The sequence below is a fragment of the Streptomyces sp. NPDC018026 genome, from assembly GCF_044327745.1.
GTDB lineage: Bacteria > Actinomycetota > Actinomycetes > Streptomycetales > Streptomycetaceae > Streptomyces > Streptomyces rubrogriseus.
Map to the genome: position 1 here is coordinate 1,103,699 of NZ_JBIRFY010000001.1, position 16,135 is coordinate 1,119,833.

General features: G+C 73.2%; 15 protein-coding genes. 8 read left to right on the plus strand and 7 right to left on the minus strand.

From position 1 onward, the window contains the following. Positions 1 to 66 precede the first annotated feature (66 nt). From ACH4D3_RS04485 to ACH4D3_RS04495, 3 genes are all read left to right on the plus strand, one after another. A complete protein-coding gene (locus tag ACH4D3_RS04485) occupies positions 67 to 330 on the plus strand; it encodes a hypothetical protein (RefSeq protein WP_398316206.1) in 264 nt (87 codons plus the stop codon). Then, the gene (locus ACH4D3_RS04490; protein WP_398316208.1) at positions 327 to 1,625 is read left to right on the plus strand and encodes a M14 family zinc carboxypeptidase; all 1,299 of its coding nucleotides are present in this window, start codon (positions 327 to 329) and stop codon (positions 1,623 to 1,625) included. The genes ACH4D3_RS04485 and ACH4D3_RS04490 overlap by 4 nt, the downstream gene beginning before the upstream one ends. Before the next feature lie 80 nt (positions 1,626 to 1,705). After that, positions 1,706 to 3,445, plus strand: coding sequence for a BCCT family transporter (locus ACH4D3_RS04495; RefSeq protein WP_398316210.1), 1,740 nt, complete (start codon positions 1,706 to 1,708; stop codon positions 3,443 to 3,445). Between the two features lie 30 nt (positions 3,446 to 3,475). Here the strand turns inward: ACH4D3_RS04495 and ACH4D3_RS04500 are convergent, their stop codons facing one another. Continuing rightward, complete coding sequence (locus tag ACH4D3_RS04500) at positions 3,476 to 4,438, minus strand: FAD-dependent oxidoreductase (protein WP_398316212.1); 963 nt, start codon at positions 4,436 to 4,438, stop codon at positions 3,476 to 3,478. Positions 4,439 to 4,504: 66 nt separating this feature from the next. Between ACH4D3_RS04500 and ACH4D3_RS04505 the strand changes: the two genes are divergently transcribed. Together ACH4D3_RS04505 and ACH4D3_RS04510 are read left to right on the plus strand one after the other, a co-directional pair. After that, complete coding sequence (locus ACH4D3_RS04505) at positions 4,505 to 5,542, plus strand: oxidoreductase (protein WP_398316214.1); 1,038 nt, start codon at positions 4,505 to 4,507, stop codon at positions 5,540 to 5,542. A gap of 13 nt (positions 5,543 to 5,555) precedes the next feature. Continuing rightward, positions 5,556 to 7,196 (plus strand): ABC-F family ATP-binding cassette domain-containing protein, encoded by a 1,641-nt coding sequence (locus ACH4D3_RS04510; RefSeq protein WP_398316216.1) that lies wholly within the window; start codon positions 5,556 to 5,558, stop codon positions 7,194 to 7,196. 105 nt (positions 7,197 to 7,301) lie between these two features. Here the strand turns inward: ACH4D3_RS04510 and ACH4D3_RS04515 are convergent, their stop codons facing one another. The 3 genes from ACH4D3_RS04515 to ACH4D3_RS04525 form a co-directional block, all read right to left on the minus strand. Next, on the minus strand, positions 7,302 to 9,647 hold the full coding sequence (locus ACH4D3_RS04515; protein WP_398316218.1) for a Tex family protein: 2,346 nt from the start codon (positions 9,645 to 9,647) through the stop codon (positions 7,302 to 7,304). A 115-nt stretch (positions 9,648 to 9,762) separates the two neighbouring features. Then, positions 9,763 to 9,894: an LPFR motif small protein gene (locus ACH4D3_RS04520; RefSeq protein WP_311570514.1), complete on the minus strand. Its 132-nt coding sequence runs from the start codon at positions 9,892 to 9,894 to the stop codon at positions 9,763 to 9,765. Between the two features lie 111 nt (positions 9,895 to 10,005). Beyond that, a complete protein-coding gene (locus tag ACH4D3_RS04525; RefSeq protein WP_398316220.1) occupies positions 10,006 to 10,875 on the minus strand; it encodes a hypothetical protein in 870 nt (289 codons plus the stop codon). Positions 10,876 to 10,990: 115 nt separating this feature from the next. On the opposite strand from ACH4D3_RS04525, the gene ACH4D3_RS04530 reads away from it, so the two are divergent. Next, the gene (locus ACH4D3_RS04530) at positions 10,991 to 11,968 is read left to right on the plus strand and encodes a GlxA family transcriptional regulator (protein ID WP_398316222.1); all 978 of its coding nucleotides are present in this window, start codon (positions 10,991 to 10,993) and stop codon (positions 11,966 to 11,968) included. A 48-nt stretch (positions 11,969 to 12,016) separates the two neighbouring features. Then, on the plus strand, positions 12,017 to 12,652 hold the full coding sequence (locus tag ACH4D3_RS04535; protein ID WP_398316224.1) for a DJ-1/PfpI family protein: 636 nt from the start codon (positions 12,017 to 12,019) through the stop codon (positions 12,650 to 12,652). On the opposite strand, the gene ACH4D3_RS04540 is transcribed toward ACH4D3_RS04535, so the two are convergent. Continuing rightward, positions 12,639 to 13,394 (minus strand): enoyl-CoA hydratase/isomerase family protein, encoded by a 756-nt coding sequence (locus tag ACH4D3_RS04540; protein WP_398316225.1) that lies wholly within the window; start codon positions 13,392 to 13,394, stop codon positions 12,639 to 12,641. The two genes, ACH4D3_RS04535 and ACH4D3_RS04540, sit on opposite strands and share 14 nt — an antisense overlap. Before the next feature lie 231 nt (positions 13,395 to 13,625). On the opposite strand from ACH4D3_RS04540, the gene ACH4D3_RS04545 reads away from it, so the two are divergent. Further along, positions 13,626 to 14,078, plus strand: a complete 453-nt coding sequence (locus ACH4D3_RS04545) for an ATP-binding protein (protein WP_398316649.1) — start codon at positions 13,626 to 13,628, stop codon at positions 14,076 to 14,078. A gap of 67 nt (positions 14,079 to 14,145) precedes the next feature. Here the strand turns inward: ACH4D3_RS04545 and idi are convergent, their stop codons facing one another. After that, the gene (gene idi / locus ACH4D3_RS04550; protein ID WP_398316226.1) at positions 14,146 to 14,739 is read right to left on the minus strand and encodes an isopentenyl-diphosphate Delta-isomerase; all 594 of its coding nucleotides are present in this window, start codon (positions 14,737 to 14,739) and stop codon (positions 14,146 to 14,148) included. Between the two features lie 301 nt (positions 14,740 to 15,040). Beyond that, on the minus strand, positions 15,041 to 15,979 hold the full coding sequence (locus tag ACH4D3_RS04555) for a cation diffusion facilitator family transporter (protein ID WP_398316228.1): 939 nt from the start codon (positions 15,977 to 15,979) through the stop codon (positions 15,041 to 15,043). Positions 15,980 to 16,135: the final 156 nt, after the last annotated feature.

Consider the following 16,135-nt stretch of genomic DNA (forward strand, 5'->3'; position numbering starts at 1 on the left):
ATCCGGCCGTCATGGGCCGTGCCCGGCCCTCTTATGCGGGCCAGTGGACCGATGTACCGTCCGCGCATGCCGATACGCATGCGCCTCACCCTGCGGAGACCGCTCGCGACTGCGGCCCCGCCCCACCAGTCCGCCGTGCGCGCCGACAGCAGCTCCCCCGGCCCCCGCGCCGACACGCCGACGCCCGCGGTGGACCGATCCCGCACGTCGGCCCGCGTACCGTTCGTCGGCGGCACCCCCGCGTTCACCAGGGCCGTCGCCCCTACGAGCAGCACCTGTCCGGCACCCGCGCCGCACCCCACGCACCGCGTCCCGAAGGGAGGCCGATGAACCGCCCGCGCACCCTCACCGCGACCACCGCGGCCCTCGCCGTGTCCCTCCTGGTCCCCTCCCTCCTCACCGCACCCGCCCACGCCGACGGCTCCACACCCCGCGCGCCCCGCACCGGCTTCGAGCGCACCCACGGCGCCCACTGGACCACCCAGCCGGAGGAACAGGCCCTCCTGTCCGCCGCCGACCGGGCGAGCGACCGCGTCACCCTCGACCGCATCGGCACCACGAAGCAGAACCGTCCCCTCCAACTCGTGACCGTCGGCAGGCCCTCCGCCGCCAACAAGGTCCTCCTCGTGTGCAGCCAGCACGGCGACGAACCCTCCGGCCGCGAGGCCTGCCTGACCACCGTGCGGGACCTCGCCTACGCCACCGACCGCGCGACCCGGCGCTTCCTGGACCGCACCGCCGTGCTGGTGGTGCCCACCGCCAACCCCGACGGCCGGGCCGCCGACACCCGCGGCAACGGCGACGGCGTCGACGTCAACCGCGACCACCTCGCGCTGGCGACGGCCGAGGCCCGCGCCCTGGCCGCCGTCGTCCGCGACGAGCGCCCCGACGTCATCTACGACCTGCACGAGTACAGCGCCACACCCCCGTACTACGACAAGGACCTCTTCGACCTCTGGCCCCGCAACCTCAACACCGCCGCGCCGGTCCACGACGAGGCCCGCACCCTGTCCGGCGCCTACGTCCGCCCCGCCGCCGGGCACGCCGGGTACTCGACGGGCACGTACGGCATCTGGACCGACCCCGAGACCGGCGACCCCGTCAAGCAGACCGCCGGCGACGGCCAGGAACGCATCCTGCGCAACATGTCCGGCGTGAAGCACGCGGTCGGCCTGCTCGTCGAGAGCCGTGTCGACGCCCTCACCGACGCCGAGCGCGAGGACCCGGCCCGCAACCACCGGCGGCGGGTGGACTCCCAGCTCGCCGCCCTGGACGGGCTGTTCCGCTTCACGGACCTGCGGCGCGCACGCGTCGAGGCGGCCACGGGCGCCGCCCGCCGGGCGGGCCTGTCCGATTCCGGGCCCGTCTACCTGGGCGGCGCGGACAACGACCCGGCCGAGGCCTCCGAGGTGATCCAGGACCCGCCCTGCGGCTACCGGCTGACCCCCGCCCAGTACCGGGACGTCCGGGACGAACTCGCCCTGCACGGTGTACGGGCGCGCCCGACCGGGGAGAAGGGCGCCTACGTACCGCTGCGCCAGTCACAGCGTGCCCTGGTGCCGCTGCTCCTGGACGAGCGCGCGACGTACCACGTGACGGTGGGTGAACCGGACACCCGCTGCTGAGGAGGTGAGTTCCGCGTCTTACGTGGTAAGGGCGTAGCGGAGGAGTATTTTCGGCCTGATCGACTTGAAAGGTGCCGCCTGTGACGCAGGACCGACCAAGCGACAAGGAAGAGCACGACAGAGGCACGCTCCCGGGTTCGGAAGCGGGCCTGTCGGGGCGTGAGCACAGGCCCCGGACCGACCGCGTCGTCTTCGGCGTCACGGCCGTTCTGACCCTGGCGTTCGTCGTCTGGGGCGCCGCCGCCACCGACTCGCTGGAGGACGTCTCCAGCAGCATGCTCGGTGGCCTGCTGCACAACGGCGGCTGGGCGTTCACGCTGGCCGCCTCCGGCTTCGTGGTCTTCGCCCTCTGGCTGGCGGCCAGCCGCTACGGCCGCATCCACCTGGGGGCCGAGGGCGAGGAACCCGAGTTCCGGACCGTGTCCTGGGTCGCCATGATGTTCAGCGCGGGCATGGGCATCGGCCTGATGTTCTACGGCGTCAGCGAGCCGCTGGCGCACTACACCACGCCCCCGCCCGGCACCAGCCCGGCCGACTCCGGCGACCGCATGGCCACGGCCATGGCCACCACCCTCTTCCACTGGACCCTCCACCCGTGGGCGATCTACGCCGTGGTCGGCCTGGGCATCGCCTACAGCACCTTCCGCAGGCGCCGCAGGCAGACCATAAGCGCGGTGTTCACCCCGCTCATCGGCGAGAAGCACGCCAACGGCGCGGGCGGCCGGGTCATCGACATCCTGGCCATCATCGCGACGATCTTCGGTTCCGCGGCCTCGCTCGGTCTCGGTGCGCTGCAGATCGGCTCCGGCATGGAGAAGCTCGACTGGATGGACAAGGTCAGCACCGGACTGCTCGTCGGCATCATCGCGGTGCTGACGGTGGCGTTCGTGGCCTCCGCGGTCTCCGGCGTGGAGAAGGGCATCCAGTGGCTGTCCAACACCAACATGGTGCTGGCGCTGGTGCTCGCCGTCTTCGTGTTCGTCGCGGGCCCGACCATCCTCATCCTTGACCTGCTGCCGACCTCGGTCTTCGCCTACCTCGGCGACCTGCCGCAGATGGCCGGCCGCACCGAGATCAGCGGCGGCAAGGGAGTCGCGGACTGGCTGGGCAGCTGGACCGTCTTCTACTGGGCGTGGTGGATCTCCTGGACGCCCTTCGTCGGCATGTTCATCGCCCGCATCAGCCGCGGCCGGACGATCCGTCAGTTCATCGGCGGCGTCATCCTGGTGCCCAGCACGGTCAGCCTGATCTGGTTCGCCATCTTCGGCGGCTCGGCGATGCGCCTGCAGGAGCAGAACCGGCTGGGCGACGACTCGACCCCCGAGGGCCAGCTCTTCGGCGTGCTCCAGGAGTACCCCATCGCCACCGCCACCAGCCTGCTGGTGATGATCCTCGTCGGCATCTTCTTCGTCTCGGGCGCCGACGCGGCCTCCATCGTGATGGGCACGCTCTCGCAGCGGGGCGCGCTCGAACCCAGCCGCTGGGTGGTGGTCGTCTGGGGCGTGGTGACCGGCGCGGTCGCGGCCATCATGCTGCTGATCGGCAGCGGCGAGGCGGACGCGCTCACCGGTCTGCAGAACCTCACGATCCTCGCGGCGGCGCCCTTCGTCATCGTGATGATCTTCATGTGCGTCGCGCTCATGCGCGATCTGCGCCGCGACCCGCTCATGGTGCGCGGCGAGATGGCCAACGAAGCCGTCGAGCTGGCCGTCATCGAGGGTCACAAGCAGTACGAGGGCGAGTTCGAGATCCGGATCGGTCCCGGCCCCGGCACCGACGTGGAGGGCGACCCGATCGGCAAGCACCACCACCAGGACTGACCCCCGGGCCTGCCGACCGGGACGGCGGCGTCAGGAGGCGAGCCGGGCCGCCTCCTGCGCGCAGCCCCAGGCCACGGTGACGCCCGCGCCGCCGTGGCCGTAGTTGTGCACCAGCCGCCGCCCGTCCGGCAGCGTCCCGCGCTCCAGCCGGACCGCCTCCCGGGCGGGCCGCAGCCCCACCAGGTGCGCCAGCACCCGCGCCCCGGCGATCTCGGGACGCAGGGCCGCGCACCGCCGCACGATGGCCTGCGCGACCGCCGGGTCCGGCTCGGTCGACCAGGCGTCCTCCTCGGCCGTCCCGCCCAGCAGGAGCCGCCCCGGCTGCGGAAGGAAGTACGTCGTCTCCCCGGAGTCCGCGTCGGCCGAGACCAGCCAGGTGTGGATGCCGGGGTTCTCCACGACGACCAGCTGCCCGCGCACCGGCCGTACCGCCGGGTCCGGCACCAGCTCCCGGGCGCCCAGGCCGGTGCAGTTGACCACCACCGGCGCGTCCGCCTCGGCCAGGTCGGTCACCGCGCGGTCCTCCACCGTGCCGCCCGCCGCCACCAGCCGCTCCCGCAGCCACGGCAGATGAGTCGACATGTCGATGAGCGGCAGCCGCGCCCACAACCCCGTCCCGGCGTACTCGGCGGCGCTCGCCGCGCGCAGCCCCGGCAGCCGGGCCGCGGCCCACCCGTCCACCTCGTCCAGGCCGGTCTCGCCGAGCACCCCTTCGAGCATGCGTACGCCGGTCCGCCCGGGCCGGGCCGCCAGCTCCTCGTACACGTCCAGGGAACGCAGCGCCCAGGCCTGTGCCAGCGCGACCGGCTCGATCCGGTACGGCCACCACAGCCCGCCCGCGACCACCGAGGTGGTCCGCTCCACGGGCTCCCGGGTCCACAGCCGCACCCGTCTGCCCCGCTCGGCGAGGACGACGGCCGTCGTCAGCCCGATCACCCCGCCGCCGACCACGACGACTTCGCCATCCCGCTCGTCATCCAGTTCGGTTTCCACACCAGGACGTTAACCGAACGCCCGACGGCGTGCTCCAAGAGGCCCGGGCGAGGGAATACTCACCGCATGGCTGCCGAGTACGCGACCTTCGGTCTGGCCCCGGCGACACGCGCCGGCGGGGTCCACGCCGACGGCGACTTCCAGGTGCACCGCGACTTCACGGACTTCGTCGTCGACGGACGCCCGCTCCTGTTCCGGCTCTCCGATCTGGACGCCGTCTCGCCGCTCGCCTCCGACGTACCGCCCGCCATCTTCACCGCGCAGGTCCGCGGCCTGCTCCTGGAGGCCGACGCGCCCCTGCCCGGCGGCCGGTACGTCATCTACGGCTGCCCTGAGTGCGCCGACCTGGCCTGCGGCGCGGTGACCGCCGTGATCCTGCGGGACGGCGACGACTTCGTCTGGCGGGACTTCGCCTGGCAGACCGCCGAACACGCCGACCTGGAACTGAACGCCTACCACGGCATCGGCCCCTACCGCTTCTCCGGCGCCGAGTACCGCGCGGCCCTCGCCACCCTGCTCGACGGCTCCGCGCACCCCGGCCGCCGGGTCCTGCTCATCGGCGCCCGCGTCGCCCTGCTCGCCAGGCTCGCCGCTGCGCTGCGCACCATCGGCATCGGCGCCGACATCACCCAGGACGCCCGCGACGTCCCTGCCGACGAACTGCGGACCTACGACGCCGTCGCCTTCGGCCGCGCGGTCACCGCGGAACAGCGCGCCTCGGTGGGCCGCGCCTTCGCGGACGCCGGGGTGGACGTGGCCCACGTCGACGGCCTCGCCCCGATCGTGCCGGTGCTGGTCGCCCAGATCGAGCACGCCCTGGCCCGGGGCCCGGCCGAAGGCCGCCGCCTGACCAGCCTCACGGCGAGCGCCGCTGGCGCGGACGTCGAGGTCACCTCGCCCTGCCGGGTACGACTCACCGCGTACCGCCTCGACCGCCTCCACCGCACGCACGTCCGCGAGGTCTTCGACGGCGTACTCGAACCGGGCGCCCACCGCCTCGCCCTGGACGTCGGCGCGGTGAAGGGGGAGGCCTTCGTGGTGGCCCGGACGCCGGGAAGCGTGCTGGTGACGGCGGTGACCCGGGGCGCGCCGGGCCGCGGCTAACATCTACGGTCTGATGACTGCCACCCTCGTCGCCAAGAACCTCGCCGCCGGCCACGGCGACCGCTCCCTGTTCACCGGGCTCGACCTCGTCGTCGCACCCGGCGACGTCATCGGTCTCGTCGGAGCCAACGGCGCGGGGAAGTCCACCCTCCTGCGGATGCTCGCCGGGCTGACCAGCCCGGAGGAGGGGGAGCTGCGCCTGTCCCCGCCCACCGCCACCGTCGGCCACCTTCCGCAGGAGCCGGAGCGCCGCCCCGGCGAGAGCGTGCGGGAGTTCCTGGCCCGCCGCACCGGCGTCACCGACGCCCAGCGCGCCATGGACGAGGCCACCCAGGCCCTGGTCGACGGCGCTCCCGGAGCCGACGACGCCTACGCCACCGCCCTGGAGCGCTGGCTGGGCCTCGGCGGCGCCGACCTCGACGACCGCGCGGAGGAGACCGCCGACGCGCTCGGTCTGACCGTCGACCTGGACCAGCCCATGACGTCCCTGTCCGGCGGCCAGGCGGCCCGCGCGGGTCTCGCCTCCCTCCTCCTCTCCCGCTACGACGTCTTCCTCCTCGACGAGCCGACCAACGACCTCGACCTGGACGGCCTGGAGCGCCTCGAACGCTTCGTGACCGGCCTGCGGGCCGGCACCGTCGTCGTCAGCCACGACCGCGAGTTCCTCACCCGCACCGTCACCAAGGTCCTCGAACTCGACCTCGCCCAGCGGCAGATCAACCTCTACGGCGGCGGCTACGAGGCGTACCTGGAGGAACGCGAGGTGGCCCGCCGGCACGCCCGCGACGAGTACGAGGAGTACGCCGACAAGCGGGCCTCCCTCCAGGACCGGGCACAGACGCAGCGCGCCTGGATGGACAAGGGCGTCAAGAACGCCCGGCGCAAGGCGGGCAACGACAACGACAAGATCGGCCGCAAGTTCCGCAGCGAGGCCAGCGAGAAGCAGGCCGCGAAGGCCCGCCAGACGCAGCGCATGATCGAACGCCTGGACGTCGTCGAGGAACCGCGCAAGGAATGGGACCTGCGCATGGAGATCGCCTCGGCTCCCCGCTCGGGCGCGGTCGTGGCCACCCTGCGCGACGCCGAGGTGCGGCGCGGCGACTTCGTGCTCGGTCCGGTCTCCCTGCAGATCGACTGGGCGGACCGGGTGGCGGTGACGGGAGCCAACGGCGCGGGCAAGTCCACGCTCCTCGGCGCCCTCCTGGGCCGCGTCCCCCTCGACGCGGGGCACGCGGCGCTCGGCTCCGGCGTCCTGCTCGGCGAGGTCGACCAGGCCCGCGAGCTGTTCCACGGCCCCGAGACGCTGCTCGACGCCTTCCGTGCGGCGGTCCCGGACCTGGAACCGGCGGAGATCCGCACCCTCCTGGCCAAGTTCGCCCTCAAGGCCGACCACGTCGTCCGCCCGGCGTCGACCCTCTCACCCGGCGAACGCACCAGGGCCGCCCTCGCCCTCCTCCAGGGCAGAGGCGTCAACCTCCTGGTCCTGGACGAGCCGACCAACCACCTCGACCTCCCGGCCATCGAACAACTCGAGTCGGCCCTGGACGCCTACGAAGGCACCCTCCTCCTGATCACCCACGACCGCCGCATGCTCAACGCGGTCAAGGTCACCCGCCGCCTGGAGGTAACGAACGGCAAGGTCGCAGAGCGTTAGCTGCGGGCAATCGTGCCGCTGGGGCGGCACGGGTGGGCGCAGCGGCACCCCGCACCGCCGGGCCGCACACCCCCCGCCCCGCCCCCAGCGCCGGGCGCCGGGCGCCTACGCCAACCCGGCCCGCCGCAACGCGTCCGCCATCGCCCCGTTGGACGCGGCAGGCGCCGACGAGGACCGCCCCTTACCGCCGCCCCCGCCGGAGGCACCCCGCTGCTGCCGCTGCCGAGGCGGCTTCCCGCCCCGCTCCTTCTTCGGCTCCCCCTGCGGAGCCGCTTCGTCGTCCAGCCGCAACGTCAACGAGATCCGCTTCCGCGGAATGTCGACGTCCATCACCTTCACCTTCACGATGTCCCCGGGCTTCACCACGTCCCGCGGATCCTTCACGAACGTCCTCGACATCGCGGACACGTGCACGAGCCCGTCCTGATGCACACCGACGTCCACGAACGCCCCGAACGCGGCGACGTTCGTGACGACCCCCTCCAGCACCATCCCGGACGACAGGTCGGAGATCTTCTCCACGCCCTCCTTGAAGGTGGCCGTCTTGAAGGCGGGCCGCGGGTCGCGCCCCGGCTTCTCCAGCTCCCGCAGAATGTCCGTGACCGTCGGCAGACCGAACGTCTCGTCCACGAACTGGTCCGGCTTCAGCGACCGCAGCACCGACGTGTTGCCGATCAGACCTGTCACTTCCTGCCCGGCGGTCCGCACCATCCGCCGCACCACGGGGTACGCCTCCGGGTGCACGCTGGACGCGTCCAGCGGGTCGTCGCCGCCCCGGATCCGCAGGAAGCCCGCACACTGCTCGTACGCCTTGGGGCCGAGCCGGGACACCTTCTTCAGCGCGGTCCGCGACGAGAACGGCCCGTTCGCGTCGCGGTGCGCCACGATGTTCTCCGCGAGCCCGGAGGTGATGCCGGAGACCCGGGCGAGCAGCGGTGCGGAGGCCGTGTTGACGTCCACCCCCACGCCGTTCACACAGTCCTCGACCACCGCGTCCAGCGAGCGGGACAGCTTCACCTCGGAGAGGTCGTGCTGGTACTGGCCGACGCCGATCGACTTCGGGTCGATCTTCACCAGCTCGGCCAGCGGGTCCTGCAGCCGCCGGGCGATGGACACCGCGCCGCGCAGCGAGACGTCCATGTCCGGCAGCTCCTGGGAGGCGAAGGCGGAGGCCGAGTACACGGATGCGCCCGCCTCGGACACCATCACCTTGGTGAGCTTCAACTCGGGGTGCTTGGTGATGAGTTCACCGGCGAGCTTGTCGGTCTCCCGGGAGGCAGTGCCGTTGCCGATGGCGACCAGGTCGACCGTGTGCTCCTTCGCCAGCCGCGCCAGCTTGGCGATCGCCTCGTCCCACCGGTTGGCCGGGACGTGCGGGTGGATCACGTCCGTGGCCACGACCTTGCCGGTCGCGTCGACCACGGCGACCTTCACGCCGGTACGGAAGCCGGGGTCGAGGCCGAGCGTCGCCCGGGTGCCCGCCGGGGCGGCCAGCAGCAGGTCGCGCAGATTGGCGGCGAACACGTCGACCGCCTCGTCCTCCGCGGCGGTGCGCAGGCGCAGCCTGAGGTCGATGCCCAGGTGCACCAGGATGCGGGTGCGCCAGGCCCAGCGGACGGTGTCGCCCAGCCACTTGTCCGCGGGCCGGCCGCGGTCCGCGATCCCGAAGCGGCTCGCGACCATCGCCTCGTACGACGACGGGCCCTCGGTGGGCTCCTCGGGCTCCAGGACGAGGTCGAGCACGTCCTCCTTCTCGCCGCGCAGCATCGCGAGCACGCGGTGCGAGGGCAGGGCGGTGAACGGCTCGGTGAAGTCGAAGTAGTCGGCGAACTTGGCGCCGGCCTCCTCCTTGCCGTCCTTGACCTTGGCGGCGAGCCGCCCGCGCGTCCACATCCGCTCGCGCAGCTCGCCGATCAGGTCGGCGTCCTCCGAGAACTTCTCCGTGAGGATCGAGCGCGCCCCGTCCAGGGCGGCCTGCGGATCGGCCACGCCCTTGTCGGCGTCGACGAACGCGGCCGCGGCGGCCCGCGGATCCACCGACGCGTCGGCGAGCAGGCCCTCGGCCAGCGGCTCCAGCCCCGCTTCGCGCGCGATCTGCGCCTTCGTCCGCCGCTTAGGCTTGAACGGCAGGTAGATGTCCTCCAGGCGCGCCTTGGTCTCCGCCGCGCGGATGCGCGCCTCCAGTTCCTCGGTGAGCTTGCCCTGCTCGCGGACCGAGTCGAGGATCGCCGCGCGCCGCTCCTCCAGCTCCCGCAGATAGCGCAGCCGCTCCTCGAGCGTGCGCAACTGCGCGTCGTCGAGCATCTCGGTCGCTTCCTTGCGGTAGCGGGCGATGAAGGGCACCGTCGAGCCGCCGTCGAGCAGCTCGACCGCGGCCTTCACCTGCCGCTCCCGTACGCCGAGCTCGTCGGCGATCCTGCTTTCGATGGACCCTACGTCGGGTGTCGTCACGATCCCGTACCGCCTTCTCACTGAGGTTGCGCGGCAATTGTGGCAGGTGGCACCGACAATCGGGGATCAGGGCACCGCTCCGGCCGGTCGGGAACCGGCGGGGAGGGGGCCGGGATCAGACCCGGCGGCCCCGGGTGGCGGACGAGGCCCCGCCGAAGAGCCGGGCCAGGGCCCGGAAGGGAAGCGTCACCACGGTGGCGACCGCACCACCGATCTGGCGCAGTACGTCTGCGACGGCACGGAACACGAGCAGCCCCTTTCGTCTCCCGGCCGCTGCGGCCGGGAAACGAACGGGTACCTCCGTACCGGCTCCGCATGCCCGTTCGCGCACCTTCGGTGCGCGCCCGGGCGTGTCGCGTCAGCGCCCGGCGAGCAGGTCCGCCGGGAAGGCGCCCGCGCCGAGCGCCGTACGCGCGAAGCCCGTCCCGAGCTCCGTCAGGCGCGCCACGCCCTCCGCTCCCAGGTGCGCGTACGGTGCCGCGTCCAGCCGGTCCGTCTCCCGTTCGATCCGCTCGCGCAGGGCCGTGCCGTCCTCGGTCAGCCCGCCGGCCGCGTCGAGCAGCCCGCGTCCACGCAGCCGGCCGACGGCCGCGTCCCACTCCTCCTGTGTCCAGCCGCGGGTGACGAAGACCCACTTCGGTGCCAGGCCCTTGCCGGTCGCGGTGTGCGTGACCAGCGCCTCGAGCCCGTCCAGGTCCGCCGTCACGAGCGCGGCGATGTGGCCGTCGCCGCGGTGCTCGCGCAGCAGGGTCGCCGCGTGCCAGAACGCCAGGTGAGGCGCGTCGGGCACCGGCAGGTCGGCGTGGGCCGAGTAGAGCGGGCGGGCGCCGCGCGTGCAGCCCTCGGCGGCGCGCAGCGCCAGCCCGGCGGCCTCCGCCATCCCGGCCGACGTCACGGTCTCCTCGCCCAGGAGCCGCCGCAGCGTCGCGTCGACGGCGCGCACCCGTGCCGCCAGCGCCTGCTCCGGCGTGACCTTCTCCCACACGGCGGGCACGTGCCGGGCGACGAGGTCGTGCTTGTAGTTGTAGAAGGCCGCCGTGACGGCACCGGCGCCGACCGGACCCAGCGCGGCGGCGCGGGCCGCGAAGTTGACGGCCGGGGCCTCGGTGACCCCGAGGTCGCCCAGTTCCCGGCCCAGGTCGGGGGAGAAGTAGTGCGTGGAGTGCAGTGAGTTGAGTGCGTTGTGGCAGCGGCGGCCCGCGCGGGCGTCGATGGCGGCAGTCGTCATGCCACGCACGTTACCAACCGCTCAGTACGTTGCTTCGGGCCTGCGGGACGCATGGCAGGAAAGGAGGGGTTCTCGTCATTGCGGCCATGGGGCGGCCGGGCGAAGAATCGACGGCATGGCGCGACGAACCGGCCGAACCGGCCGAACCGTTCTGGTCCTCCTCTTCGACGGGGTGCAGAGCCTCGATGTCACCGGTCCCGTGGAGGTCTTCGCGGGCGCCGAGCAGCACACGCCGGGGACCTACCGCATCCGCACGGCGTCGCTGGACGGCGCTCCCGTGCGCACCTCAAGCGGTCTGAACCTCGTACCGGACCAGGCACTGGGCGACGGGCCGCGGCCGGACACCCTGGTGGTCCCCGGCGGTCAGGGCACCCGCAACCCCGATCCGAGGCTGACCGAGTGGCTGCGCGAGCACGGAACGGGCGCCCGGCGCCTGGTATCCGTCTGCACCGGGGCGATCCTGCTGGCCCGGGCGGGACTGCTGGACGGCCGCCGCGTCACCACCCACTGGGCCTACAGCGACCGGCTCGCCCGCGACCACCCGGCCGTGCGGGTGGACCCCGACCCGATCTACGTCCGGGACGGGAACGTGGCCACGTCGGCCGGTGTCACCTCCGGCATCGACCTCGCGCTCGCGCTGGTGGAGGAGGACCTGGGCCGGGACGTCGCGCTGACCGTCGCCCGGCACCTGGTGGTGTTCCTGCGCAGGCCCGGGAACCAGGCCCAGTTCAGCGCGCAGCTGGCCGCCCAGACCGCCCGTCGCGAGCCGCTGCGGGAGCTGCAGCACTGGATCACCGAGCACCCCGGCGGCGACCTGAGCGTCGAGTCCCTCGCCGCCCGCGCCAGTCTCTCCCCGCGCCACTTCGCCCGCGCCTTCCACGCGGAGACCGGCACGACGCCGGGCCGCTACGTCGACCGGGTCCGTCTGGAGCACGCCCGCCGGCTCCTGGAGGACACCGGCGACGGAGTCGAGGAGGTCTCCCGCGCCAGCGGCTACGGCACGCCGGAGGCCATGCGCCGCGCCTTCGTCAAGGCGCTCGGCACCTCACCGGCGGAGTACCGCCGCCGGTTCCGGCCCGCGCCGGTCCGCTGAAGGCCGTACCCGCACCGCCGACCACCGACCGACCACGGAAGGAAACCCGTGCAGATCGCCATCGTCCTGTTCGACCGCTTCACCGCCCTCGACGCCGTGGGCCCGTACGAGACCCTCGGCCGTCTCCCGGACGCGGAGACCGTGTGCGTCGCCGAACGCACCGGCCCCGTGCGCACCGACACCGGAAACCTCGCGCTCACCGCCGACAAGACCCTGGCCGAGGTACCGAGCCCCGACATCGTCGTCGTCCCCGGCGGTCCCGGCCAGACCCCGCAGATGGAGAACGAGGCACTGCTGGACTGGCTGCGCGCCGCCGACGCCACCAGCACCTGGACCACGTCCGTGTGCACCGGCTCCCTGCTGCTCGCCGCCGCCGGGCTGCTGGAGGGGCGCCGCGCCACCTCGCACTGGCTGGCGCTGGACTTCCTGAAGCGGTTCGGCGTCGAAGCGACCGGGGAACGGGTCGTCACCGACGGCAAGTACGTCACCGCGGCCGGTGTCTCCTCCGGCATCGACATGGGGCTGACCCTGCTCGGCCGGATCGCCGGCGACGAGCACGCCCAGGCGGTGCAGCTGCTCACCGAGTACGACCCGCAGCCGCCCTACGACGCCGGATCCCCGGCCAAGGCACCCGCCCACCTCGTCGAGGAGTTCCGCGGCCGGAGCCGGTTCATCCTGACGTAGGGCCGTTCCAGCCGAAACGCGGCTGCCTGCGCTCCAGGAAGGCGGCGACCCCCTCCGCGGTGTCGCCGCTGCCGCGCGCCTGCGCGGCCCAGTGTGCGTCCCGGTCCGTGCGTCCGGCGGCGAACTCCTTCGCCGCGGCCTGCGTGAGCAGGGAACGGGACACGAGTACCCGGGTGAACTCCGCCACCCGCTTGCCCAGCTCGCCCTCCGGGAGCACCTCGTCCACCAGGCCGGTGCGCAGCGCCCGCGCGGCATCGATCAACTCGCCGCTGAACAGCAGGTACTTCGCCGTGGCGGGCCCCGTCAGCGCCACCAGCCGCCGGGTCGCGGAGGCCGGGTAAACGACCCCCAGCTTGGCCGGGGTCACGCCGAACAGCGCCGTCTCCTCGGCGAACCGCAGGTCGCAGGCCGCCGCCAACTGCGCCCCGCCGCCCACGCAGTGACCCCGGACCGCAGCGAGCGTCGGCTTGGGAAACGCGGCGAGGGCCTCCTCGGCCCGCACCGCCAGCCCCTGCGCCTCCTCGGCCGACTCGCGCAGGGTCGAGATGTCGGCCCCGGCGCAGAACGTCGCGCCCTCGCCGGTGAGCACCAGTGCCCGCACCCCGGGATCGGCGGCCAGGCCGTCGAGGAGGCCGGGCAGCGCCCGCCACATCGCGGTCGTCATGGCGTTGCGCTTGGCCGGGTGGTGGACGACGACGGTGGCGACCGAGTCGGCGACCCGGTGCAGCAGCTGCGGCTCCATGGACCGGATGCTATCCACCGGCCCCTCCGCCTCGATCGCCCGGGAGGACGGGAGGACGGGAGGACGGGTGGGCGGCCGGGCGGGTGGGACAGGAACGGTCGCGTCTCATGCGCCAACGGTCAGAAACCGCTCGATACATGCTGACTTGTGTTCAGTCCGTGGGGGCGGCGCGGCGCGTTACCAAGACTCGGGGGCGTGGTGACAATCGAGCCCAGGGGTGGCGACCGGACGATGGACGAGACCGGGCCCGCCGGGCCGCTGCCGTACGAAGGCGTCTGGCGGTTCACCGCCCCCGCCGTGGACGCCTCGGTCCCGCAGGCCCGGCACGCCGTGCGCGACCTGCTGGTGCGCCAGGGAGTGCCGGTCTCCGACGACGTGACGCAGGCCCTGCTGCTGATCGTCTCGGAACTGGTCACGAACGCGGTGCGGCACGCGGCGGTGCTCTCGCCGGTGCTCGCCGTGGAGGTCGCCGTCGGGCCCGAGTGGGTGCGGGTGGCCGTGGAGGACGACCACCCCTATCGCCCGACCGCCCTGGAGACCGACCACGGCCGCACCGGCGGGCGCGGCCTGCTCCTGGTCCGCGAGACGACCCGCGAGGCGGGCGGCGCCTGCGACGTGGCCCACACCGCGAGCGGCGGCAAGGTGATCTGGGCGGCCCTGCCGCTCAAGCACGCCCCGCGCTAGACACGGCGGGCCCGGCAGTACACGCCGGGCCCGGCAGTACACGCCGGGCCCGCCGCCGAGGCGTTCCTCACCAGCCCGCGGACGTGCCCGTCAGCTCGCGCACGGCCGGCCGGGCCGCGTCCAGCACCGTCATGAACCACGCCGAGAAGGTGTCCTTCGCGTGCCGCTCGGTCAGCTCGGCCGGGGACACGAAGGCCGTCCCCGCCACTTCCTCCGGGTCGGGGCGCGGCTCGGCCTGCACCAGGCCGACGAAGAGGTGGTTGTACTCCTGCTCGACCAGCCCGGAGGCCGGGTCGGGATGGTTGTAGCGCACCGTGCCCGCCTCGGCGAGCAGGGAGGGCGAGACCCCCAGCTCCTCGAACGTCCGCCGGGCAGCCGCGGCGAACGGCGCCTCGCCGGGATAGGGGTGACCGCAGCAGGTGTTGGACCATACGCCGGGGGAGTGGTACTTGCCCAGCGCCCGCTGCTGGATCAGCAGCCGCCCCCGCTCGTCGAAGAGGAACACGGAGAAGGCGCGGTGCAGCCGCCCCGGTGGCTGGTGCGCGGAGAGCTTCTCCGCGGTGCCGATCGTCACGCCGTTCTCGTCGACCAGTTCCAGCAAAATGGCTTCTGCGGTGCCGTTCGACGAGCTGGGCGTCGCGGTGGCAGGAGTGATCGGCATACCCATCCTTCACATCGGTCCTCGCGCCCCAAGTGTGCCGTACGAAACCGGCACGCTCGGCACTTCCCGGCACACCCGCATGTCCCGCGTGCCCGTGCGGGCACCGGGGGGCGGCCGGGCGGACACCGAGCAGGGGTCCGATGGACGACCGTTCCCGAGGGCGCGCCCCCGGAACCGTCAGGTCCGCGCCTCCTCCAGCGGTGCCGCGGCGGACCGGAGGCGGAACGGGGCGTTCAGCGGCGCGTTCCGGTGTGCGCGCGCCCCCTGTGGTCCCGCCTGTCGTCCGCCGCGTCACCACGGCTCAGCGGCACAGCCGCGCCTCGTGCTCCGCGTGACCGCTGGGCTCCAGCTGGAACGTGCAGTGCTCCACGTCGAAGTGGTCGCCCAGGCAGCCCTGCAGCTCGTGGAGCATCTTCTCGTGGCCGATCGCGCTCAGCGCCTCGCCGTCCACCACCACGTGCGCCGACAGCACGGGCATGCCGGAGGTGATGGTCCAGGCGTGCAGGTCGTGCACGTCCTCGACACCGGCGAGGGCCAGTATGTGGGCGCGCACCTCCGCGATGTCCACGCCCTTGGGAGCCGCCTCGAGCAGCACGTCCAGGGTCTCGCGCAGCAGCCGCCAGGTCCGCGGCACGATCATCAGACCGATGAGCAGCGACGCGATCGGGTCGGCCGGCTGCCAGCCGGTGGCCAGGATCACCAGCGCCGAGACGATCACCGCCAGCGAGCCCAGCGCGTCGGCCGCCACCTCCAGGAAGGCGCCCCGCACGTTCAGGCTCTCCTTCTGGCCGCGCATCAGCAGCGACAGCGACACGATGTTCGCCACCAGGCCGATCGCGCCGAAGACGACGGTCGGGCCGCCCGCGGTCTCGGCCGGCGTGACGAACCGGTCGATCGCCTCGTACAGGACGTAACCGCCGACGCCGAGCAGCAGCAGGCAGTTGGCCAGGGCGGCGAGGATCTCGGCGCGGGCGTAGCCGAAGGTGCGGCGGTCGCTCGGCGGGCGGCCGGCGAAGTGGACGGCCAGCAGGGCCATGCCGAGACCCAGGGCGTCGGTCGCCATGTGCGCGGCGTCGGCGATCAGCGCGAGGGAGTCGGCGACCAGACCGCCGACGATCTCGACGACCATGACGGTGAGGGTGATCGCCAGCGCCACCCGCAGCCTGCCCCGGTACGCGGCGGTCGCCGTCCCGCCGGCGTGCCCCCCGTGCGTGTGCCCGTGATCGTGCCCAGCCCCCATGAGAAAGCCGCCTCCCTGTGTGTACCGGCGTCCGGCGACCCGGCGCCCGGATGCCAGTCAACTACGGGTAGGGGGTATCGGGCAACGCGGCACTGAACACCGTTGTCATGTGCCCTGACCTGCGGAAACGTTCCGCAGGTCAGAGCGCCGCGAGGG